The sequence below is a fragment of the Streptomyces sp. NPDC046203 genome (assembly GCF_040646255.1).
Taxonomy (GTDB): domain Bacteria; phylum Actinomycetota; class Actinomycetes; order Streptomycetales; family Streptomycetaceae; genus Streptomyces.
Window position 1 is genome coordinate 1 of record NZ_JBEYZX010000015.1, and the last position, 21,958, is coordinate 21,958.

Consider the following 21,958-nt stretch of genomic DNA (forward strand, 5'->3'; position numbering starts at 1 on the left):
CGGATGTGGAAGCCCAGTAATGGGTGGAGCTGACCGGTACTAATAGGCCGAGGGCTTGTCCTCAGTTGCTCGCGTCCACTGTGTTAGTTCTGAAGTAACGAACTCCCTTTGCCGGTTGAGTTCAACTTCATAGTGTTTCGGTGGTCATAGCGTTAGGGAAACGCCCGGTTACATTCCGAACCCGGAAGCTAAGCCTTTCAGCGCCGATGGTACTGCAGGGGGGACCCTGTGGGAGAGTAGGACGCCGCCGAACAATCTTTGTGGGGAAGCCCCGCACCTTATGGTGCGGGGCTTTTCTGCGTTCAACCGACCCCTGTGCACCCGGCCGTCGTGGCTGAGGGTAAGGTCATGGGGCCATCATCAGCAGCTCATTCCCACAGGAGGCCCCCGGGTGGAGGTCCAGGAGACTCGGGTTCAGACAAACCGGGTGCTCACCATCCCCAATATCCTCAGCATGGCTCGCCTCGTCGGCGTGCCCGTGTTCCTGTGGTTGATCCTCCGCCCCGAGTTCGGCGGACCCAAGAGCGATGGCTGGGCACTGCTCGTGCTCGCGTTCAGCGGAGTCAGCGACTACCTGGACGGGAAGCTCGCCCGGCGCTGGAACCAGATCAGCAGCCTCGGCCGGCTGCTCGACCCGGCCGCCGACCGGCTGTACATCCTCTCCACGCTCGTCGGCCTCACCTGGCGGGAGATCCTTCCGCTCTGGCTGACCACCGTGCTGCTGGCCCGCGAGCTGATGCTGCTGGTCGCGGTGGGAATCCTCCGCCGGCACGGCTATCCGCCGCCGCAGGTGAACTTCCTCGGGAAAGCTGCGACTTTCAACTTGATGTACGCCTTCCCGCTGCTCCTGCTCAGTGACGGAAACGGGTGGCTCGCGTCACTCGCCGAAGTTTTCGGGTGGGCTTTCGCCGGATGGGGTACAAGTCTGTATTGGTGGGCAGGGATCCTCTACGTGATCCAGGTCCGTCGACTCGTGAAGGCGGATACCGCGGCCGATTGAGCCCGTCCGTCCTTGTGCCGAGCAATGGCGCCGGCAGGATCGAGGACGCCCGAGGGCCATCGAGTGGACAGGTGAAGTCGGCAGGACCGTCGTCTCTTCAAGGAGGACGCTTCCGACATGAAGGCCGTCGTGATGGCCGGTGGCGAAGGTACCCGCCTTCGCCCCATGACCTCGAGCATGCCCAAGCCTCTCCTGCCGGTGGTCAACCGGCCGATCATGGAGCATGTCCTGCGACTGCTCAAAAGACACGGGCTCACCGAGACCGTCGTCACCGTGCAGTTCCTCGCCTCGCTCGTCCGCAACTACTTCGGTGACGGCGAAGAGCTCGGCATGGAGCTCACCTACGCGAACGAGGAGAAGCCGCTCGGCACCGCGGGCAGCGTGAAGAACGCCGAGGAAGCACTGAGGGACGACGCGTTCCTCGTGATCTCCGGCGACGCGCTCACCGACTTCGACCTCTCCGACCTGATCGCCTTCCACAAGGAGAAGGGCGCTCTCGTCACCGTCTGCCTCACCCGGGTCCCCAACCCGCTGGAATTCGGCATCACCATCGTCGACGAGCAGGGCCGGGTCGAACGGTTCCTGGAGAAACCGACCTGGGGACAGGTCTTCTCCGACACCGTGAACACGGGTATCTACGTCATGGAGCCCGAGGTCTTCGACTACGTCGAGGCGGACGTCTCCGTGGACTGGTCGGGTGATGTCTTCCCCAAGCTGATGAAGGACGGCAAGCCGATCTACGGCTATGTCGCCGAGGGCTACTGGGAGGACGTCGGCACGCACGAGAGCTACGTCAAGGCACAGGCCGACGTCCTCGAGGGCAAGGTGCAGGTCGACGTCGACGGCTTCGAGATCTCCCCGGGCGTCTGGGTCGCCGAAGGAGCCGACGTCCACCCCGACGCCGTCCTGCGCGGACCGCTCTACGTCGGCGACTACGCCAAGGTGGAGGCCGGCGCCGAGATCCGGGAGCACACCGTCATCGGCTCCAACGTCGTCGTCAAGACGGGCGCCTTCCTGCACAAGGCCGTCGTCCACGACAACGTCTACATCGGGCAGCAGTGCAATCTGCGCGGCTGTGTCATCGGCAAGAACACCGATGTGATGCGGGCCGCCCGGATCGAGGACGGCGCGGTGATCGGGGACGAGTGCCTCGTCGGTGAAGAATCGATCGTGCAGGGCAATGTGCGGGTCTACCCGTTTAAGACGATCGAGGCCGGCGCCTTCGTCAACACGTCCGTCATCTGGGAGTCCCGGGGCCAGGCCCATCTGTTCGGGGCCCGTGGCGTGTCCGGCGTCATCAATGTGGAGATCACCCCCGAGCTGGCCGTCCGGCTGGCCGGCGCGTATGCCACGACCCTGAAGAAGGGCTCGACCGTCACCACCGCGCGCGATCACTCCCGGGGTGCCCGGGCGCTCAAACGCGCGGTGATCTCGGCGCTGCAGGCCAGCGCCATCGACGTACGCGACCTGGAGAACGTACCCCTGCCGGTGGCCCGTCAGCAGACGGCCCGCGGCAGTGCCGGCGGGATCATGATCAGGACCTCGCCCGGGGTGCCCGACTCCGTCGACATCATGTTCTTCGACGGGCGCGGTGCCGATCTGTCGCAGGCCGGGCAGCGCAAACTGGACCGGGTCTTCGCCCGTCAGGAGTACCGGCGGGCGTTCCCCGGCGAGATCGGCGACCTGTCCTTCCCGGCCAGCGTCTTCGACTCGTACACCGGCTCGCTGCTGCGGAACGTGGACACCACGGGGGTCGCCGAGGCGGGCCTCAAGGTCGTGGTGGACGCCTCCAACGGCAGTGCCGGACTCGTTCTGCCCAGTCTGCTCGGGCGGCTCCAGGTCGACTCGCTGACGATCAACCCGGGGCTCGACGAGTCCCGGCCGACCGAGTCCGCCGAGAGCCGGCGGGCCGGGCTCGTCCGGCTCGGCGAGATCGTGGCGTCGGCGCGGGCCGCCTTCGGGGTGCGTTTCGACCCCGTGGGCGAGCGGCTCTCGCTCGTCGACGAGCGGGGCCGGATCATCGAGGACGACCGGGCGCTGCTGGTCATGCTGGACCTGGTGGCGGCCGAGCGGCGGTCCGGCCGGGTCGCGCTGCCGGTGACGACGACCCGGATCGCCGAACAGGTCGCGGCGTACCACGGCACCCAGGTGGAGTGGACGACGACCTCGCCCGACGATCTGACCCGGGTCGGCCGTGAGGAGTCCACGATCTTCGGCGGCGACGGCCGCGGTGGATTCATCGTGCCCGAGTTCAGCAGCGTCTTCGACGGAGCCGCGGCCTTCGTCCGGCTGATCGGTCTGGTGGCGCGGACTCAGCTCACCCTGAGCCGGATCGACGCCCGGATCCCGCGGGCCCATGTCCTCAAGCGGGACATCCCGACACCCTGGGCGGTCAAGGGGCTCGTGATGCGCCGGGTGGTGGAGGCGGCCGGGGACCGCAGCGTCGACACCACCGACGGCGTACGGGTCGTCGAAGCCGACGGACGGTGGGTGATGGTGCTGCCCGACCCGGCGGAGGCCGTCACTCATCTGTGGGCCGAAGGACCCGACGACGCCTCGGCCCAGACGCTCCTCGACGAGTGGTCGGCCGTGGTCGAGAGCGCAGGTCACTGAGGAATCGCGGCCCGCTCGGGGCCGCGCGGCCGGGAGACGGGCGCCGCCGTCTCCCGGCTCGCCGGGTGGGGCCATTCGGCGGTACGGCCGACGACGTGCGACGATGTGCGGCATGTCGCAGCAGCCCCCCGTTCGGAGCACAGGTACCTCACCGCCGCGTCCGGACGCTTCCATGTCGCTGCTGAACAATGTGATCGACCACGCCCTGGACGACGGCTACGCCGAGGCGTCCGCCCGGCGCGCCGCCGAGGGCGGGGGAGTGCCCCGCACCATCAAGGCCAAGCTGGGCCTCGCGGCCGGCCTGGTCCTCGCGGCGGCGGTGGTGACGCTCGGCGCCGCCGAGGCCCGGGTGTCCGCACCCGTCGTCGCCAAGGAACGCCAGGATCTGATCGACCGGATCGAGTCCGAGACCTCGGCGGCCGACGAGCTGGAGCAGGACGTCGAGGGCCTGCGGACCGAGGTCGGCGCCCGGCAGCGCAAGGCGCTGAGCCGGCACGGCGGTGACCAGGCGGAACTGGTGGCACTGCTGTCCGGCGCGACGCCCGTGCGGGGACCCGGTCTGAAACTCGTCGTGGACGACGCCAAGGAGGCCGCCACCGGAGGCGGCGGCGGTCCCCGGGAGAGCGCCGGCTTCTCGGACACCGGGCGGGTGCGCGACCGCGACATGCAACGGATCGTCAACGGCCTGTGGGAGTCGGGCGCCGAAGCCGTGGCGATCAACGGACAGCGGCTGACCGCCCTGTCCGCGATCCGGGCCGCGGGCGACGCCATACTGGTCGACAACAAACCGCTGGTGCCGCCGTACACCGTGCTCGCCGTGGGCGACGGGAAACGGCTGAGCACGGCGTTCCAGGACAGCGCCGACGGGCAGTACCTGCACGCGCTGCGGGAGAACTTCGGGATCCGTACCAGCATCTCGGCGGAGGGCGACGTGCGCCTGCCGGCCGCGCCGAGCCTGATCGTACGTACAGCAGAGCCGAGGGGCACCGGGGCGGCCAAGGCCACCGGGCGGGCCGCGGCCGACACAGGGAAGGGCACATCTTGATCGCCGTACTGGGCCTGATCGTGGGAGTCGTGGTCGGACTGTTGGTCCGGCCCGAGATTCCGGCGGTGGTCGAGCCCTATCTTCCGATCGCCGTGGTCGCCGCCCTCGACGCGGTCTTCGGTGGTCTGCGGGCCATGCTCGACGGGATCTTCGTCGACAAGGTCTTCGTGGTGTCGTTCCTGTCGAACGTGGTGGTGGCGGCGCTGATCGTCTTCCTCGGCGACAAGCTGGGCGTGGGCGCGCAGCTGTCCACCGGTGTGGTGGTCGTGCTCGGCATCCGGATCTTCTCCAACGCGGCCGCCATCCGGCGCCACGTCTTCAGGGCGTGACGGCGATGAGCGAGTCCAACGGGCCCGAGAAGGCCAAGGAGTCCGACGAGGTCGGCAAGGCGAGTGAGCCCGGCATGGCCGACGCGTCGCCCGTCGAGCCGGGCGACCCGTCCGAGGCCGCCGGCAAGCCCCGCGAGAGCGGGGAGAGCGGCGAGGGCGGCCGGAGCCGTGTGAGCGGTGAGGAGGCCGCAGGTCAGGGCGGGAGTGCCGACGGCGGCCCGCGCGACGGCGCCACCGACGGATCGGGGGCGCCCGAGCCGGCCCCGCTGCCCAAGGAGAGCCCGGCACCGAGGAGCACCTCGCCCCATCTGGTGCGACGGGCCCAGCCGCTGCCCGAGCCGCAGCCCCCGCAAGCGTCCCCGCGGGTCCCGCCGCCGCCCCTGCCCGACCCGGGCGTGACCGGCCGGCAGCGGCTGGTGGCCGCGCTCTGGCCGCCGCGGGTCACCCGGGCCCAACTCGTCGTCGCGCTGCTGCTGTTCGTGCTCGGTCTCGGCCTCGCCATCCAGGTCAGGTCGACCAGCGACAACAGCGCGCTGCGCGGCGCCCGCCAGGAGGACCTGGTGCGGATCCTCGACGAGCTCGACGACCGCACCCAGCGCCTGGAGGACGAGAAGACCCGCCTGGAGAAGCAGCGCTCCGAGCTGGAGTCCAGTTCGGACCAGGCCGAAGAGGCGCGCAAGCAGACCCGGGAGAAGGAGCGTCAGCTCGGCATCCTGGCGGGTACAGTCGCCGCCGAGGGGCCCGGGATCACGCTGACGATCTCGGACGCCTCCGGAGCCGTGGAGTCGGACATGCTGCTCGACGCGATCCAGGAGCTGCGGGCGGCCGGCGCGGAAGCGATCCAGGTCAACGAGGTGCGTGTGGTGGCCGACAGCTATTTCTCGGGCAGCGGACGCGATATGCGGATCGATGGAACGGCGACGGCCGCTCCGTACGTCTTCAAGGTCATCGGCAAGCCGGAGGATCTCGAGCCCGCGCTCAACATCCCCGGCGGCATTGTCCAGACACTGGAGAAGGAGCAGGCCACGGCCACGGTGGAGCGTTCCGAGAAGATCGTCGTCGACGCCTTGCGACCTGCGAAGCGGCCTGACTACGCTCAGTCGTCCTCGCAGTGAGGCGGGGGGTGATGACGGTGGCACGGCAAGGTCACGGCCTTGCGGGGGGTCGCCGCACCACACTGGTGGTGCGTGATGGAAACTGTCGAGTGGATACGGACGTTGTCCAGATGTCCGGGTCGGCAGGTGTGTTGAGTCAGGGTTCGTCCTGCCCCACGGGCGGGTCTGTTTCGGTCAAGGGGAATCGCCCGTGAAGTTGTTTGCGAAGTTGTTCGGCAAGAGCGGACGCGAGGACGGCGGCAACGCCAGGCACCGCGCGTCGCGACACGCCCAGAACGAGGAACAGGGTGCGGAGCGCCCCCTCTTCCGTGACGAGGTCGCCGGTGGCGACATTTCGGGCACTCAGGGCGCGTCTTCTGTTGACCCTGCCGGTGCCGCGCGCATAGGTTTCGGGGAAGCATCAGCCTCGGGTACGGGTGGACAGTCCACCGCCGACCCGTACGCGACCCAGACCTCCGCGGGTCAGCCGCGGCCGGAGGACGCCTCCATGCCGGTGTGTACGAGGTGCGGCCACCGCAATACGGTGGACAGCCGCTTCTGTTCCCACTGCGGTGCGCCGCTGCGGGCCGGAGCGGTCGCGGAGCGCGCGTCCGAGACGACCTCGACGATCTCCATCTCGGGTCTCGAGGCGTACGACTCCGAGGTGACCGGCCAGATTCCGGCGCTGTCGCCGGAGGCCCTGGCGGCCGTCGAGGCACTGCCCACCGGTGCGGCGCTGCTCATCGTGCGCCGCGGCCCGAACTCGGGCAGCCGCTTCCTGCTGGACGGCGAGCTGACCACGGCCGGCCGCCACCCGCAGAGCGACATCTTCCTCGACGACGTGACGGTGTCGCGTCGGCACGTGGAGTTCCGGCGTCAGCCTGACGGCACGTTCAAGGTGAGCGATGTCGGCAGTCTCAACGGCACCTACGTCAACCGTGAGCCGATCGACTCGGTCGTGCTCTCCAACGGGGACGAGGTGCAGATCGGCAAGTACCGGCTCGTGTTCTTCGCGAGCCAGCGGGGCGTGTGACACGCCCCGGAGAACCTTCAGGGAAGGTCCATGGTGCGTACAGCGTCGGGCGGTGCCGGCTTCGGCACCGCCGCAGGCGACGGTCTCGTCAGCATCGGCACGGTGCTGGCGAGGCTGCGCGACGAGTTTCCCGAAGTGACCGTTTCCAAGATCCGGTTCCTGGAGGCCGAGGGGCTCGTGGAGCCCCGGCGGACGGCCTCCGGCTACCGCAAGTTCAGTGCGCAGGACGTGGAGCGGCTCGCCCAGATCCTGCGGATGCAGCGGGACCACTATCTCCCGCTGAGGGTGATCCGCGAGCATCTCGACGCCCTGGCCCGGGGTGAACAGGTCGTCCTGCCCGCGCCGGGCCAGCCGCAGGATCCGCTCGACGGACCCGGGGAGCCGGACGGTGAGCGCCCGACCGCGGCGCGACTGGGCCGGATCGAGCTGCTCGCCGCCGCCGAGGTGACGGAGCCGGAACTCGCCGCGTGGGAGTCGTACGGCCTGATCGCCCAGGCCGCGGGCGGCGGATACGACGCCGAGACCGTCACCGTCGCCAAACTCCTCGCGGATCTGGGACGATTCGGCCTGGAACCGCGCCATCTGCGGGCCGTGAAGGCCGGCGCCGACCGCGAGGCCGGGCTGATCGAGCAGATGGTGGCGCCGTTGCGGCGGCACCGCAACCCCCAGACCCGGGCCCACGCCGAGGCCACGGCCAAGGAACTCGCCGGACTCTCGGTCCGGCTGCACGCCGCGCTGGTCCAGACCGCACTCGGTATTCGGCCACAGTGACCCCCGCGGCGGCCCCGGATTCGTCCCGACTACCCAAACCGGTCGGGCACGGCCTAGGGTTGCTGTGTGAACGAGCTCGACGTTGTGGGTGTCCGGGTGGAAATGCCCTCCAACCAGCCGATCGTGCTCCTGCGTGAAGTGGGAGGCGACCGGTACCTCCCCATCTGGATCGGACCGGGCGAGGCGACCGCGATCGCCTTCGCTCAGCAGGGCATGGCCCCGGCCAGGCCGCTGACGCACGACCTTTTCAAGGATGTGCTGGAGGCCGTGGGGCAGGAGCTCACCGAAGTCCGCATCACGGATCTGCGGGACGGGGTCTTCTACGCCGAGCTGGTCTTCGCCAGCGGTGTGGAGGTCAGCGCCCGGCCTTCCGACGCGATAGCGCTGGCGCTGCGCACCGGCACGCCGATCTACGGCAGCGACGGTGTGCTGGACGACGCGGGGATCGCGATTCCGGACGAGCAGGAGGACGAGGTGGAGAAGTTCCGCGAGTTCCTCGACCAGATCTCGCCGGAGGACTTCGGGAGCGGCAACCAGTAGGCGTCCCGCCGGACCTGCCCAGGCGGGACGGAGGGGACCGCTGAGAGCCGGCCCCGTCCCCAGGGGCCCGGACCCGGGAGCCCGCCCCTCTCCCCGTACGCCGGGGCTTCGAGCGTGGGCTCCGGACGGGCTGCGGACGGGCTCCGGACGGTGGGCTTGGCGGTGATGCCGCCGGGGTCACGGGAGCCGCTCGCCAGGGTCGCCGGCGCCGCCGACGGAGGCGGCCCGAGGGCATTCGAGTAGCCTTTCCCCGCGGAGCGGTACGCAAAACCACTCTCAGGGTGATTATCACTCGGCGTGCCGAGTGTGGCGATCGTTGACGCACCCCGAGTGACTGCCTACCTTCGTGTGGGCAGGTCAAGGACGGAGGGTCGGCGTGATGAGCAGCGGCGACGGTACGGCAGAGGGCTTCCGGGGGCGTGCGCTCGGGGAGCCGGGGCCGTATCCGCTTCACAGCAGGGTGGGCGGCCTCGGAACCGACCCGGGCACGCGCACGACGGTCGACTCCGACGCGGTCGGCTATCGCGGCCCCACGGCCTGCGCGGCGGCCGGGATCACCTATCGGCAGCTGGACTACTGGGCGCGCACCGGGCTCGTCGAGCCGAGCGTGCGGCCCGCGTACGGATCCGGCACACAGCGGCTCTACAGCTTCCGGGACGTCGTCGTCCTCAAGATCGTCAAGCGTTTCCTGGACACCGGGGTCGCGCTCCAGAACATCCGGGCGGCAGTGCGGCACCTGCGGGACCGCGGTTTTTGCGATCTGGAGCGGATGACGCTGATGAGCGACGGCGCGACCGTCTACGAGTGCTCCTCCCCGGACGAGGTCGTCGACCTGCTCCAGGGCGGCCAGGGCGTCTTCGGTATCGCGGTGGGCGTGGTGTGGCGGGACGTCGAGGCGGCGCTCGCGCAGCTGCACGGCGAGCGGGTCGACACCGGCGAGACGCTGGTCGGGCACAATCCCGCCGACGAGCTGGCGCGCCGGCGCCGCGACAAGGCCGTCTGACCCGTCCGGCCCCGTCTCCCCGTCGCGTGCCTCGCCTCGTGCCCGGTGTGCCGCGTATCCGGCGTACCCCGGCATACCGCGTCCACACGGGGCGGGTGAACGGGTGTGCGAGTCGATTGTCAGTGGCGTAGGGCAGCATCGGAACCGTGAGAGCCGCGCCCACGATCCTGCATCTCGACATGGATGCCTTCTTCGCCGCCGCCGAGCAGGCGTCGAAGCCCAGCCTGCGCGGGAAACCCGTGGTCGTGGGCGGGCTCGGGCCGCGCGGAGTGGTCGCCACCGCCTCGTACGAGGCACGGCGCTTCGGCATCCACTCGGCGATGCCCATGGGGCAGGCCCGGCGGCTCGCGCCGAACGCCGCGTACCTGGTGCCCCGCTTCACCTTCTACCGGGCGATCAGCGGGCAGGTCATGGAGCTGCTCGGGCGGCTCTCCCCGCTCGTGGAACCGCTGAGCCTGGACGAGGCCTTCGTCGATCTGGAGGCCGGGGGCGTGGCCGACGACAGCGCGGGCGCGCGGGCGGCGGGGGAGCGGCTGCGGCGGGACATCCTGGCGACGACCGGGCTCAGCGGCTCGGTCGGTCTGGCCGGGTCCAAGATGCTCGCGAAGATCGCCTCCGAGGAGGCCAAGCCGGACGGCCTGCTGCTGATCGAGCCGGGCACGGAACGCGAGCTGATCGGGCCGCGGTCGGTGCGGATCATCCCCGGGGTCGGCCCGGCCACCGGCGAGCACCTGCGGCGGGCCGGGATCGTCACCGTCGACGAGGTGGTGGAGGCGGGGCAGGACGAGCTGGTGCGGCTCCTGGGACGGGCGCACGGGACCTCGCTGTACGCGATGGCCCTCGGGCGCGACGACCGGCCCGTGGTGGCCGAGCGCGACGCCAAGTCGGTGTCGGTGGAGGACACCTTCGACGTGGACCTGCACGACCGGCTGCGGATCCGGCTCGAGGTGGAGCGGCTGGCCGAGCGGTGTGTGGGGCGGCTGCGGGGGTCGGGGCACTCCGGGCGGACGATCGTCCTGAAGGTGCGGCGGTACGACTTCTCGACGCTGACCCGCTCCGAGACGCTGCGCGGGCCCACGGACGACCCGGTGGTGGTGCGGGAGGCGGCGGCGCGGCTGCTCGACCTGGTGGACACCACCGGCGGCGTACGGCTGCTGGGGGTCGGGGTGAGCGGGCTCGCGGACTACACGCAGGAGGACCTGTTCGCGCAGGCAGAGGCGCGGGCGGAGGCGCAGGCCGGAGCCTTGGCGGGAGTGCCGGCCGGAGCCCGGGCGGAGGCGCGGGCGGAGGCACAGGCGGAGGCACAGGCGGAGGCGGCGCACGCCGGAGCGCGGGCCGGGGCTGGGGTCGGGGCGGGGACCGAGCCCGGGACGGAGACACCGGCGGAGGCGGACGCGGGTGCGCGGCCGTCCGAGGAGCCGGCCGCCGCGCTGCCCGAGGCCGCCCCCCGGCCCGCCGAGCGGCGCTGGGCGCCCGGCAACGACGTCCGGCACGCCGCGTACGGGCCCGGCTGGGTACAGGGCAGCGGCGTCGGGCGGGTCACCGTCCGTTTCGAGGAGCCGGGCTCCGCGCCGGGCCGGGTGCGCACCTTCGCCGTCGACGACCCGGAGCTGGAACCCGCCGATCCACTGCCGCTGGTCCCGGGCGGCGCGACGGGCGCGTCCTCCTAGGGACGGTGTTCGGCCCCTTAGGGACGGCGTTCGAACCTTCCCGGAAGCATGCCGGGTCCGCCTGTTCCGAACGTCCTACCTGACGGAAGTCTCCCGACTTGGCACACCAGGTGACGGACTCTGGACCGAACGGGTGTCCGGCGCCCGCATGCCGCCTCCCGGCCCGCTCACCCCTCCTCCTGGCCCGCCAGGCGGCCGAAGTCGTGTTCCACCACGGCCGGGGGCGCGGGCGGCAGGGTCAGGTTGTAGTGGCGGTAGAGCTGAAGCTCCTGTTCCGGGGAGAGGTGCCGGCCGACCCCGAAGTCCGGGGCGTCCTTGATCAGGGTGCGCTCGTAGGGGATGTGGAGGCCGTCCGCCACCAGCTCGCTGGGCTCCAGCGGGACGAAGGCGTCCCGGCTGAACAGTCCGGTGCGTACGGCGGCCCATTCGGGGACTCCCGTCGCGTCGTCCAGGTACACCTCGTCCACAGTGCCGATCTTGTGCCCGTTCCGGTCGAACGCCTTGCGGCCGATCAGGCTGCGCGGATCGATGTCGGTCTGCACGGTCCCTCCAGCGGGTCGCGACTGCTCTGCACCACTACGAAAAGGCACATCCGCGATGTCGGCCACTTGAGCGATGGGGGAAGCATCCTCGCTGGTAGGCTGGTTATGGCTGTCGACCCCGCGCGGGAGAGTCCTCCGGAAGAACGTTTTCGGAGGCGCCGAAGGAGCAAATCCTCCCCGGAATCTCTCAGGCCCCCGTACCGCGCGGACGAGGTCACTCTGGAAAGCAGGGCGGACGTCGTACGGCATCCGTCCTCACCGACGGTGAAAGCCGGCCCGCCGCGAGGCGTGCCGGTGAAGCTCTCAGGTCGAGATGACAGAGGGGGAGGTCGTCCGGGCAACCGCGCCGCGGTGCCCCTCGCAGGTCGTGACGACCAGGAGGCCCCCGTACATGACCGCCAACCGCACTTCGCTCTCCGAACTCGAGCAGGGTATTCCGTTCGAGCAGCGGCACATCGGACCCGACACCGAGGCGCGGGCCAAGATGCTCGCCCAGGTCGGTTACGGATCGCTCGACGAGCTTACGGCCGCCGCCGTGCCTGACGTGATCAAGAACGCCGAGGCGCTGGCCCTCCCGGCCGCCCGCACCGAGGCCGAGGTACTGGCCGAGCTGCGCGTCCTCGCCGGCCGCAACCAGGTCCTCGCCCCGATGATCGGCCTCGGCTACTACGGCACCTTCACCCCGCCGGTGATCCTCCGCAACGTGATGGAGAACCCGGCCTGGTACACCGCCTACACGCCGTACCAGCCGGAGATCTCGCAGGGTCGCCTGGAGGCGCTGCTCAACTTCCAGACGATGGTCGCCGACCTGACCGGGCTGCCCACCTCCGGCGCCTCGCTGCTCGACGAGGGCACCGCCGCCGCCGAGGCCATGGCGCTGTCCCGCCGTGTCGGCAAGGTCAAGAACGGCGTCTACCTGGTCGACGCCGACGCCCTGCCGCAGACCATCGCCGTCATCGAGACCCGCGCCGAGCCCACCGGGGTCGAGGTCGTCGTCGCCGACCTGTCCGCCGGCATCCCGGCCGAGATCGCCGAGCGCGGTGTCTTCGGCGTGCTCCTGCAGTACCCGGGCGCCTCCGGTGCCATCCGCGACATCAAGCCGGTCGTCGACCAGGCCCACGAGCTCGGCGCGATCGTCACCGTCGCCGCCGACCTGCTCGCGCTCACCCTGCTGGCCTCGCCGGGCTCCCTCGGCGCCGACATCGCCGTCGGCACCACCCAGCGCTTCGGCGTCCCGATGGGCTTCGGCGGTCCGCACGCCGGTTACATGGCCGTCCAGGAGAAGCACGCCCGCTCGCTGCCCGGCCGCCTCGTCGGCGTCTCCGTCGACGCCGACGGCAACAAGGCGTACCGCCTGGCGCTGCAGACCCGCGAGCAGCACATCCGCCGCGAGAAGGCCACCAGCAACATCTGCACCGCGCAGGTGCTGCTCGCCGTCATGGCCGGCATGTACGCCGTCTACCACGGCCCCGACGGCCTGCGGCAGATCGCCGAGCGGACCCACCGCTACGCCGCGATCCTCGCCGCCGGTCTGCGCGACGGCGGTGTCCAGCTGGCCCAGGGCGCCTTCTTCGACACCCTCACCGCCAAGGTGCCCGGTCGCGCCGACGAGATCGTCGCCGCCGCCCTTGCCGGCGGGGTCAACCTGTACCGCGTCGACGCCGACCACGTCTCCGTCTCCTGCGACGAGACGACCACGCGCGAGCACCTCGCCGCCGTCTGGGCCGCCTTCGGCGTCACGGGCGACATCGAGGCCCTGGACGCGGCCACCGAGGACGCGCTCCCGGCCGACGCGCTGCGCACCGACGCGTACCTGATCCACCCGGTCTTCCACGCGCACCGCTCCGAGACCGCGATGCTGCGCTACCTGCGCAAGCTCTCCGACCGCGACTACGCGCTCGACCGCGGCATGATCCCGCTCGGCTCCTGCACCATGAAGCTGAACGCGACCACCGAGATGGAGCCGGTGACCTGGCCCGAGTTCGGCCAGATCCACCCCTTCGTGCCGATCGAGCAGGCCCAGGGCTACGTCACGCTCATCACCGAGCTGGAGGAGCGCCTGGCCGAGGTCACCGGCTACGACAAGGTGTCGATCCAGCCGAACGCCGGCTCCCAGGGCGAGCTGGCCGGTCTGCTGGCCGTCCGCGCCTACCACCGCGCCAACGGCGACACCGAGCGCACGGTCTGCCTCATCCCGTCCTCCGCGCACGGCACGAACGCGGCCTCCGCCGCGATGGCCGGCATGAAGGTCGTCGTCGTCAAGACCGCCGACGACGGCGAGGTCGACGTCGAGGACCTGCGCGCCAAGATCGAGAAGCACCGCGACGAGCTCGCCGTGCTGATGATCACCTACCCGTCCACCCACGGTGTGTTCGAGGAGCACGTCTCCGAGATCTGCGGCATGGTGCACGACGCCGGCGGTCAGGTGTACGTCGACGGCGCCAACCTCAACGCCCTGGTCGGCCTCGCCAAGCCGGGCCACTTCGGCGGCGACGTCTCGCACCTCAACCTGCACAAGACCTTCTGCATCCCGCACGGCGGCGGCGGCCCGGGCGTCGGCCCGGTCGGCGTGCGCGCGCACCTCGCCCCGTACCTGCCCAACCACCCGCTCCAGGCCACCGCGGGCCCGGAGACCGGCGTCGGCCCGATCTCGGCCGCTCCGTGGGGCTCGGCCGGCATCCTGCCGATCTCGTGGTCGTACGTCCGGCTGATGGGCGGCGAGGGCCTCAAGCGCGCCACCCAGGTCGCCGTCCTCGCGGCGAACTACATCGCCAAGCGCCTGGAGCCGCACTTCCCGGTGCTCTACACCGGCCCGGCCGGTCTGGTCGCCCACGAGTGCATCGTCGACCTGCGCCCGCTGTCGAAGGAGACCGGGGTCAGCGTCGACGACATCGCCAAGCGTCTGATCGACTACGGCTTCCACGCGCCGACCATGTCGTTCCCGGTCGCCGGCACGCTGATGATCGAGCCCACCGAGTCCGAGGACCTGACCGAGCTGGACCGGTTCTGCGACACCATGATCGCGATCCGTGCCGAGATCGAGAAGGTCGGCTCGGGCGTCTGGCCGGCCGACGACAACCCGCTGCGCAACGCCCCGCACACCGCGGCCGCGCTGGGCGGCGAGTGGAACCACGCGTACACGCGCGAGGAGGCGGTCTTCCCGGCCGGCGTCTCGACGGCGGACAAGTACTGGCCGCCGGTGCGCCGGATCGACGGTGCCTTCGGCGACCGCAACCTGGTCTGTTCCTGCCCGCCGCTGGACGCGTACGACAACTGACGTCCGCTACGGCGACAGCCGGCGTCCGCTGTGACAGTCGGCGTCTGCTGCGACAGCCGGCGTCCGCTACGGCGACCGACGTCTGGGGCCGGCCGCCTCGGCGGCCGGTCGTCGGTGGTCCGCCGGTGGTCCGCCGGTTGTCGGTGGTCCGGCCTCTCGCCGGGGTGCATGCGCGTGTACCTCGGCCGGGGTTCAGGCGGGTGCGGGACACCCGAGGCGTACACAAGAGGGCCGGCCCGGAGAGATCTCCGGGCCGGCCCTCGGCTCGTTCCGCGAGCCCCGGTCGAGCCCCGGTCAGGCGGCCGCCGTCACGGCGGCGGCCGTCGGCGGGCGGTGCGGGGCGATGATCTGCCCGTTCGGCAGCAGCTCGCCGGTGTCCTCGAAGAGCAGGACACCGTTGCACAGCAGGCTCCAGCCCTGTTCCGGGTGATGGGCCACGAGAAGAGCGGCCTCCCGGTCGGCGGAGTCGGCGGTGGGACAAGCAGGCTTGTGCTGGCACATGGGCGGAGTCTCTCGCTGTGTCGTGGTGGATGTCCTGCGGCGCTTTGCTGGCATGGCCGCCCCCGTAGGTCGGTTGGGTTCCGGTCCCAGTCTTGCCTCACGAACGACGTTCCGCAGGTATTTCGCGGCACCTCGTCCTCTTCCTTGATGACGCGTCACCCGCAGGGGCGGTTCGCTTCAACTGCACCGCCTCTTCGGGGGGTTCACAGTGGTCCAGGCGGGCTAGTCCGATCGGGAGAGGCGTCGGACAGCAGTGCGCCCAGGGTGCCGGGGCGGGACCCGGCACCGTGTCGCCGTGTCGCCGTGTCGCCGTGTCGCAGTGTCGCTGTGACGGTGGCGTGCGGGGCGTGAGCGGTGTGCGGGGCGTGTGCGGCGCGTTTGGCGAGGCGTGAGCGGTGTGCGCGGTCGCGGGTGGCTGTGGGTTTGCTTCCCGGGCGGCCGCGCATGGCCGTACGTACCCCGTCGTCAGGCCGTGGCGGAGTCGAGCAGGGGCGGCGGCGGGAGCCGCAGCCCGATCACGGGCAGCAGATCGGCGGCCCGGTAGAGGTGGTGCGCGGCGAACCCGGGAGGGGCGGGGGACAGCGGCACGAGGAGATCGGCCGGCCCGGGCGCGGTGCCGGTGCCGTCGGACTCGACGTCGGTGTGCAGCCACAGGGCCAGCATGTACAGGCCCGGGACGCCGAGCAGCCTCGGCTGGTACGGCGTGCCGAGCGCGTCGGCCTGGGCCAGCGCTCGCTCGGTGGCCGGGACGTAGGGCCCCTCGAAGAAGTGGGAGAAGGACCAGCCGTCCGGCGTGAGCGTGGTGTCCGCCGCCGCGATCGACCGCTCCCCGCAGCGGATCAGGAAACGCCAGCCCGCCAGCCGGGTGCGGGGCGGTGCTCCGGTCGTCCGTCCGGCCGGCCCCGAGGCCGTCCCGGTCCCTCCGGCCGCCCCCGCGCCGTGGGACCCGCCGAGCAGGTGGAAGGGCAGGGGAAGTTCGGCACTCAGCGGTCCCTGGACGGCCCGCAGGGCCGGGGTGCGTGGCTCGCGGACCGCCGCCGGGGAGCCGAGGGCCGTCAGGACGCAGCGGAGAGCCGGTGCGGGAGCCGGACAGAGACGGAGCATGGTGGGTCGCCTCTCACTCAGGAGACACGGAGTCAGGCACGGAGTCAGGCACGGAGACACGAGGACACAGAGACACGAGGACGCGGTGAAACGGTGAAGCGTGGCGGGTGCGACAGCGCTGTCGGCGACGGGGCCGGAGAGGCGGGCCACGAAGGGGTGGCCGTGCGATGGCACTCCGTGCCCCGTGAGTGGAGTTTATACGACAGGCGTCTGCGCGGGGTTTCCGGCGGACGCCGCCGAAATTCCTGACAAGGCGTCATCCGGTCACATGTCCATGGCGATCGCATGGAACACATGCGTCCGGCGGAACGCCGTCCTGCACTTTCTCCGCCAAGGCAGGTCGGCCGAATCCTTCCGGTGCCGATCACCGGCCGGTGGATCTCGCGACGATCTCCTCGCCGACCCGATCTCCGGAAAAGTGTCCCCGGTATATGTCCATTGCCGCTTGCCCCTGGGGACTGCCCCCGGAGAATTCTGGTACAGAGTATTCGCTCACACTGTCGCTTCGCAGGCGTTGTCGATCAGCGGGCGGGGCATCATCGTCCGTGACTCTCGCGGCCGTCGTAGCGGCTGCCCACACGGGGAGGGCTTCGATGGGTGAGAAGGTCGTGGCCGAGCTGTTCGGCCTGTCCGACCGGCAGAGGTATCGCGGAAAGCTTCAGCAATGCCTTGCCGCGCTGGCGCGGCTGCTCGCGGAGAAGCGGTTCGACCGCGCGCGTAATCTCCTGGGCCTGGAGATCGAACTGAATCTGGCGGGTGACGACGGACTGCCCCGGATGCTGAACGTTCCGGTGCTCGACGCGATCTCCAGTCCCGATTTCCAGAGCGAACTCGGGCAGTTCAATCTGGAAGTGAACATCGCTCCGCACCGGCTCGACGGCCATGTATTCGACCGGCTCGCGGAGGAACTGCGGACCGGACTCGGGTACGCGGACCGCAAGGCACGGAGTGTCGGCGCGGGGGTGGTGATGATCGGCATCCTGCCGACGCTCACCCAGGACGACACGGTCCTGTCCAACCTGACGGTCGCGGACCGCTACGCGCTCCTCAACGACCAGATCCTCACGGCCCGCGGCGAGGACATCACCCTCGACATCCACGGCGTCGAACGGTTGCTGTGCCAGTCCGCCTCGATCACCCCCGAGGCGGCGTGCACGTCGGTGCAGCTGCATCTCCAGGTCACACCCGCCCGGTTCGCGTCCGTCTGGAACGCGGCGCAGGCGATCGCCGGCGTTCAGATCGCCCTCGGCGCCAACGCGCCGTTCCTCTTCGGCCGGGAGCTGTGGCGCGAGTCCCGCCCGCCGCTCTTCCAGCAGGCCACCGACACCCGCCCGCCCGAACTCCAGGCGCAGGGCGTCCGGCCGCGCACCTGGTTCGGGGAACGCTGGGTGGAGTCGGCGTACGACCTTTTCGAGGAGAATCTGCGCTACTTCCCGGCACTGCTGCCGCTGTGCGACGACGAGGACCCGCTGGAGGCCCTCGACGCGGGCACGGTGCCCAAGCTGGGCGAACTCGTCCTGCACAACGGCACCGTCTACCGCTGGAACCGGCCCGTGTACGGCTGGGTCGACGGCGTCCCGCACCTGCGGGTGGAGAACCGGGTGCTGCCGGCCGGCCCGACCGTCACCGACGTCATCGCCAACGCCGCCTTCTACTACGGCCTGGTGCGCACGCTCGCCGACGAGTCGCGGCCGGTGTGGAAGCGGATGACCTTCGCGGACGCCGAGCACAACTTCGACACCGCCTGCCGCCACGGCATCGAGGCGGAGCTGCGCTGGCCGCGTCCCGGCCGCTCCGGCGGAACGGCCACCGTGCCGGCCGTACGGCTCGTACGCGACGAACTGCTGCCGATGGCCGCAGCAGGACTCGACGCCTGGCATGTCGAGCCGCGCGAACGGGACTTCTACCTCGGCATCATCGAGGAGCGCTGCCGGCGGCGGGTGAACGGTGCCTCCTGGCAGGCCGACACCTTCCACCGGGCCCTCGCCTCCGGTCTCGACCGGCCGGCCGCGCTGGCCGCGACGACCCGGCGCTACCGCGCGCTGATGCTGACCGGCGAGCCCGTGCACACCTGGCCCGTGGGGCTCGACGGCGGTGCGCGGAGCGCGTAGGTAGGGTGCCCGTACCCAGTACGCGAGGGAACGGGAGAGCGGTGTGGTGTCGGAGCAACACGTGGTGGACGCTGCCCCGCCGGCCGGAGGAGGTCCGGCGCCGCGCCGGATCCTGCGCGACGAGACCCTGTTGGTGCTCGCGCTCTCCCTCGGCGCGAGCGGGGTGTCGGCGCTCATCAGTTTCATCGGGGCGCTGACCCGGCCGGCCGCTCTCAAGCAGCAGGCGGCCACCCTCAACGGCTCGTACGCACCGGGGCGGCCGTGGCTCGACCTCGCGTGGCAGCTGTTCGGCATCGCCACCGCGCTCGTGCCGGTCGCCCTGGTCGCGCACCTGCTGCTGCGCGAGGGCGGGTGGGCGCGGATGCTGCCGGGGTCGCTGTCGCGGGGTGGGGCGGAAGCCGGGTCGGCGGTCGGGTCGGGGGCTGGGGCTGGGGCTGGGGCTGGGGCTTGGGCGGCGGTCGGGACGGCCGGGTCCGCGGCCGGGTCGGCGCCGGGTGCGCGCGGGCTGCGGGTGCTCGGTTTCGACCGCACCCGGCCGTGGCCGGACCTCGGCCGCGGTGCGCTGGTCGCGGCCGGCATCGGCAGCGCGGGGCTGGTTTTCTACCTGGTGGCGCGGGCGTCCGGATTCAACCTCACCGTGGTGCCGGAGTCGCTGCCGGACGTGTGGTGGAAGTACCCGGTGCTCATCCTGTCGGCGATCCAGAACTCCGTACTGGAGGAGGTGATCGTCGTCGGCTATCTGCTGCGCAGGCTCGACCAGTTGGGCTGGAGCGCCCGTTCCTCGCTCGCGGCGAGCGCGGTGCTGCGCGGTTCGTACCACCTCTACCAGGGCATCGGCGGCTTCATCGGCAACATGGTCATGGGCGTGGTCTTCGTCTGGCTGTACCGGCGCTGGGGCCGGGTCGGCCCGCTGGTCGTCGCGCACGCGCTGCTCGACATCGTGGCCTTCGTCGGCTACGGACTGCTCGCCGGGAAGGTGGGCTGGCTGCCCACGGTGTGAGTGGGCGGGCGGCACGGACCGGAGGGGCGTACGGCATGGCTGCCGTACGCCCCTTCGGCGTGTTGCTCCGGGGCGTGCCTGGGGTCGGCCGGGTGGGTGGTTGGCCGGCTGGTCGGGCGTGCTCGGGTCTGTTCGGGTCTCAGGCGTGCAGTTCGCCGTCGATGACTGTGACGGCGTGACCGGTCAGCAGCGTACGGTCGCCGCGCAGCCGGACACGGACCAGACCGGTGCGCGCGCCGCCCTGGAAACCGGTGAGCTCCTCGCGGCCGAAGCGGGCGGACCAGTAGGGGGCGAGCGCCGTGTGGGCGCTGCCCGTGACGGGGTCCTCGTCGATGCCGACGCCGGGGAAGAAGCCGCGGGAGACGAACTGGTAGTCGCCCTCAGGACGGTCGGCGACGGCGGTGGCGATGACGCCGCGCTTGGAGAGCGAGGCGATCGCCGTGAAGTCCGGGGCGAGACCGCGGACGGTGGCCTCGTCCGCGAGTTCCACGACCAGATCGCCGATGTGCGCGGCGGTGTCGTGGACGGCGAGCGGCTCGGCGCCGAGCGCCGCCGCGAGGCCGTCCGGCGCGGGCACCGGGGTGAGCGAGGAGGTCGGGAAGTCCATGGTGAGGGAGCCGTCCGGCTCGGGCGTGACGCTCAGGACGCCGCAGCGCGCGGTGAAGCGGACGGTGCCGGTCGTGGCGCCGGTGCGGTGCAGGACGTGCGCGGTGGCCAGGGTGGCGTGCCCGCACATGTCGACCTCGGTGGCGGGGGTGAACCAGCGCAGCGCCCAGTCGGCCTCGCCGCCCGGGGGCAGCGGGTGGGCGAATGCGGTCTCGGAGAGGTTGACTTCGGCGGCCACCCGCTGGAGCCAGGAGTCGTCGGGGAAGGAATCGGAGTCGAGGATCAGGACTCCGGCCGGGTTGCCGGAGAAGGGCCGGTCGGTGAAGGCGTCGACGATTCGGATACGCATGAGCCGGACGGTATAGGGCCACTGGAGCCGGGTGCCAAGGCCAATCGGAGAGGACTGGCCTTGTCGGTGGAGTGTGGACAGGGCAGGGGTTGTCGGGGGAATCTCCTGATATTCACCCTTTTATGAAGGTATGACTGGTGGTGAGGGCGCACCGCAGTGGTCGCCAGCGGGGCCGGTCGGCGGGGGAGGGCGGTCAGGTGAAGAGTGCGCCGGTCCAGGCGAGGGATTCCGGCTCGGGTGCGGCCTGCTGGAAGAGGGCTACGGCTTCCCGTACGCGGCCGAGTCGAGCAGACGGGAGGCGAGGGGCGGAGGAATGAGGCCGGACTGCGTCCGGGCCTGGCGGTCGAGGTCGTGGGCGTCCATGGCGTATCAGGCTAGTGGCCGTCTTCGACAGGGTGTCGTCGGGAGGCGGGCTTGGATACGCCCAGGTGAGGGGCTGTACGGGACCTCATACGGCCGTATCCGGCTGTGGCTGCGAAGGCGTTGGCGCCACCGGCCCGGTCAAGGCGCCTCTTCTGCGGGGGCCGGCATGGGTGGGGTGAGGCCGAGCTGCTGCTCGGTGCGCTCCAGCCAGTTCCGGTACCAGCGGGCGAAGCCGTACCCGGTCGGCTTGATCCCCTCGTCCATCGGCCGCAGATCCTCCCAGACGGCGCCCTGGTGAGGTCCCGTCATCACCAGCAGGGAGGCGTAGCCGCATCCCTGGTCGCCGAGGAACACGGCGCCCGCCTCCTGGGCGTCGTACAGCTCGTCGTACCGCGCTTCCCAGGGCGCGTACACGCGGCTGAACGATTCGTCGTCCGCGAAGGCGTTCCGATCGGGCTCTTCCGCGTCCAGCGCGTCGAGTTCGGGCTGGAGATCCGGGGCCACGAAGGGCCGCCCGGCGAACTTCGCGGCGGTCGACCGCGCGGGGTAGGCGAGCTTGGCACCGTGCCACCGCCACCCGTCGACGCCGGGAGCCGGCGTCATCAGACCGTAGTCGGGGCCGGCTCCGCCGCTTCCGACCTGGAACAGAAAGCTCCGGTACTCCGCCGGCAGTCCCGCGCCCAGATCCGTCTCCAGCCCCCGGACTTCCTCCTCGCTCATGACCGGACCAAGGTGGAAGCCGTGTCCCCGCGCCCCGAAGACCTTGCCCGCTCCGGGCTGTCCGGCGAGCCGGAGCACCCGCTCCCGGATCCCCGCCCAGGTGTTCTCGCTCATGGGCGTACGGTAATGAGCCCCCTGGCCCGGCGGCCAGGGGATTCCCCGGAGGCCACGGGAGTCCGGGCGGCATCGGCGCCGACCGGATCAGTCTCTCCGTCGGCCCCGGACAGTGCGTCGTAGACCGGCTTCGGTCCTGGCCCGCCCGCTTGCCCGCCCGCGCGACTTGCCCG

The 21,958-nt window shown here is 71.1% G+C and carries 18 protein-coding genes, 1 rRNA gene and 1 riboswitch; of the genes, 14 read left to right on the forward strand and 5 right to left on the reverse strand.

Going from position 1 to position 21,958, the window contains the following annotated elements; all coding sequences use genetic code 11:
* Nucleotides 1-136 precede the first annotated feature (136 nt).
* From rrf to ABZ990_RS14430, 11 genes are all read left to right on the forward strand, one after another.
* Nucleotides 137-253 (forward strand): 5S ribosomal RNA (gene rrf / locus ABZ990_RS14380).
* 138 nt (nt 254-391) lie between these two features.
* Nucleotides 392-1,000, forward strand: a complete 609-nt coding sequence (locus ABZ990_RS14385; RefSeq protein ID WP_361230530.1) for a CDP-alcohol phosphatidyltransferase family protein — start codon at nt 392-394, stop codon at nt 998-1,000.
* A 117-nt stretch (nt 1,001-1,117) separates the two neighbouring features.
* Nucleotides 1,118-3,613, forward strand: a complete 2,496-nt coding sequence (locus tag ABZ990_RS14390; protein WP_361230533.1) for a mannose-1-phosphate guanyltransferase — start codon at nt 1,118-1,120, stop codon at nt 3,611-3,613.
* Between the two features lie 112 nt (nt 3,614-3,725).
* Nucleotides 3,726-4,658: a DUF881 domain-containing protein gene (locus ABZ990_RS14395; protein ID WP_361230535.1), complete on the forward strand. Its 933-nt coding sequence runs from the start codon at nt 3,726-3,728 to the stop codon at nt 4,656-4,658.
* Nucleotides 4,655-4,987 carry a small basic family protein gene (locus tag ABZ990_RS14400; protein ID WP_359885255.1) on the forward strand — a complete coding sequence of 111 codons (333 nt, stop codon included), beginning with the start codon at nt 4,655-4,657 and terminating at the stop codon, nt 4,985-4,987. The genes ABZ990_RS14395 and ABZ990_RS14400 overlap by 4 nt, the downstream gene beginning before the upstream one ends.
* 266 nt (nt 4,988-5,253) lie before the next feature.
* Nucleotides 5,254-6,102: a DUF881 domain-containing protein gene (locus ABZ990_RS14405; RefSeq protein WP_361230822.1), complete on the forward strand. Its 849-nt coding sequence runs from the start codon at nt 5,254-5,256 to the stop codon at nt 6,100-6,102.
* Nucleotides 6,103-6,292: 190 nt separating this feature from the next.
* Complete coding sequence (locus ABZ990_RS14410) at nt 6,293-7,114, forward strand: FHA domain-containing protein (RefSeq protein ID WP_361230538.1); 822 nt, start codon at nt 6,293-6,295, stop codon at nt 7,112-7,114.
* Between the two features lie 30 nt (nt 7,115-7,144).
* Nucleotides 7,145-7,885 carry a MerR family transcriptional regulator gene (locus tag ABZ990_RS14415; protein WP_361230541.1) on the forward strand — a complete coding sequence of 247 codons (741 nt, stop codon included), beginning with the start codon at nt 7,145-7,147 and terminating at the stop codon, nt 7,883-7,885.
* A 66-nt stretch (nt 7,886-7,951) separates the two neighbouring features.
* Nucleotides 7,952-8,425, forward strand: coding sequence for a bifunctional nuclease family protein (locus ABZ990_RS14420; RefSeq protein WP_359885251.1), 474 nt, complete (start codon nt 7,952-7,954; stop codon nt 8,423-8,425).
* Nucleotides 8,426-8,804: 379 nt separating this feature from the next.
* Nucleotides 8,805-9,428 carry a MerR family transcriptional regulator gene (locus tag ABZ990_RS14425; protein WP_361230544.1) on the forward strand — a complete coding sequence of 208 codons (624 nt, stop codon included), beginning with the start codon at nt 8,805-8,807 and terminating at the stop codon, nt 9,426-9,428.
* Nucleotides 9,429-9,574: 146 nt separating this feature from the next.
* Nucleotides 9,575-11,098: a DNA polymerase IV gene (locus ABZ990_RS14430; protein WP_361230547.1), complete on the forward strand. Its 1,524-nt coding sequence runs from the start codon at nt 9,575-9,577 to the stop codon at nt 11,096-11,098.
* 167 nt (nt 11,099-11,265) lie between these two features.
* Here the strand turns inward: ABZ990_RS14430 and ABZ990_RS14435 are convergent, their stop codons facing one another.
* Nucleotides 11,266-11,640, reverse strand: coding sequence for a PRC-barrel domain-containing protein (locus ABZ990_RS14435; RefSeq protein ID WP_361230549.1), 375 nt, complete (start codon nt 11,638-11,640; stop codon nt 11,266-11,268).
* A 113-nt stretch (nt 11,641-11,753) separates the two neighbouring features.
* A riboswitch (glycine riboswitch) is annotated at nt 11,754-11,853 on the forward strand.
* A gap of 178 nt (nt 11,854-12,031) precedes the next feature.
* On the opposite strand from ABZ990_RS14435, the gene gcvP reads away from it, so the two are divergent.
* Nucleotides 12,032-14,917, forward strand: a complete 2,886-nt coding sequence (gene gcvP, locus ABZ990_RS14440) for an aminomethyl-transferring glycine dehydrogenase (protein ID WP_361230552.1) — start codon at nt 12,032-12,034, stop codon at nt 14,915-14,917.
* 294 nt (nt 14,918-15,211) lie between these two features.
* On the opposite strand, the gene ABZ990_RS14445 is transcribed toward gcvP, so the two are convergent.
* Both ABZ990_RS14445 and ABZ990_RS14450 read right to left on the reverse strand, forming a co-directional pair.
* The gene (locus tag ABZ990_RS14445) at nt 15,212-15,418 is read right to left on the reverse strand and encodes a DUF5999 family protein (protein WP_361230555.1); all 207 of its coding nucleotides are present in this window, start codon (nt 15,416-15,418) and stop codon (nt 15,212-15,214) included.
* A gap of 465 nt (nt 15,419-15,883) precedes the next feature.
* Nucleotides 15,884-16,522: a hypothetical protein gene (locus tag ABZ990_RS14450; RefSeq protein ID WP_361230558.1), complete on the reverse strand. Its 639-nt coding sequence runs from the start codon at nt 16,520-16,522 to the stop codon at nt 15,884-15,886.
* A 593-nt stretch (nt 16,523-17,115) separates the two neighbouring features.
* On the opposite strand from ABZ990_RS14450, the gene ABZ990_RS14455 reads away from it, so the two are divergent.
* Together ABZ990_RS14455 and ABZ990_RS14460 are read left to right on the forward strand one after the other, a co-directional pair.
* The gene (locus tag ABZ990_RS14455) at nt 17,116-18,633 is read left to right on the forward strand and encodes a glutamate--cysteine ligase (RefSeq protein ID WP_361230560.1); all 1,518 of its coding nucleotides are present in this window, start codon (nt 17,116-17,118) and stop codon (nt 18,631-18,633) included.
* Nucleotides 18,634-18,679: 46 nt separating this feature from the next.
* Entirely contained in the window at nt 18,680-19,633 is a 954-nt protein-coding gene (locus tag ABZ990_RS14460) for a CPBP family intramembrane glutamic endopeptidase (protein WP_361230563.1), read from the forward strand.
* 139 nt (nt 19,634-19,772) lie between these two features.
* Here ABZ990_RS14460 and ABZ990_RS14465 read toward each other — a convergent pair whose 3' ends face one another.
* Nucleotides 19,773-20,588, reverse strand: a complete 816-nt coding sequence (locus ABZ990_RS14465; protein ID WP_361230566.1) for a PhzF family phenazine biosynthesis protein — start codon at nt 20,586-20,588, stop codon at nt 19,773-19,775.
* Nucleotides 20,589-21,089: 501 nt separating this feature from the next.
* Complete coding sequence (locus ABZ990_RS14470; RefSeq protein WP_361230569.1) at nt 21,090-21,785, reverse strand: SMI1/KNR4 family protein; 696 nt, start codon at nt 21,783-21,785, stop codon at nt 21,090-21,092.
* Nucleotides 21,786-21,958 lie beyond the last annotated feature (173 nt).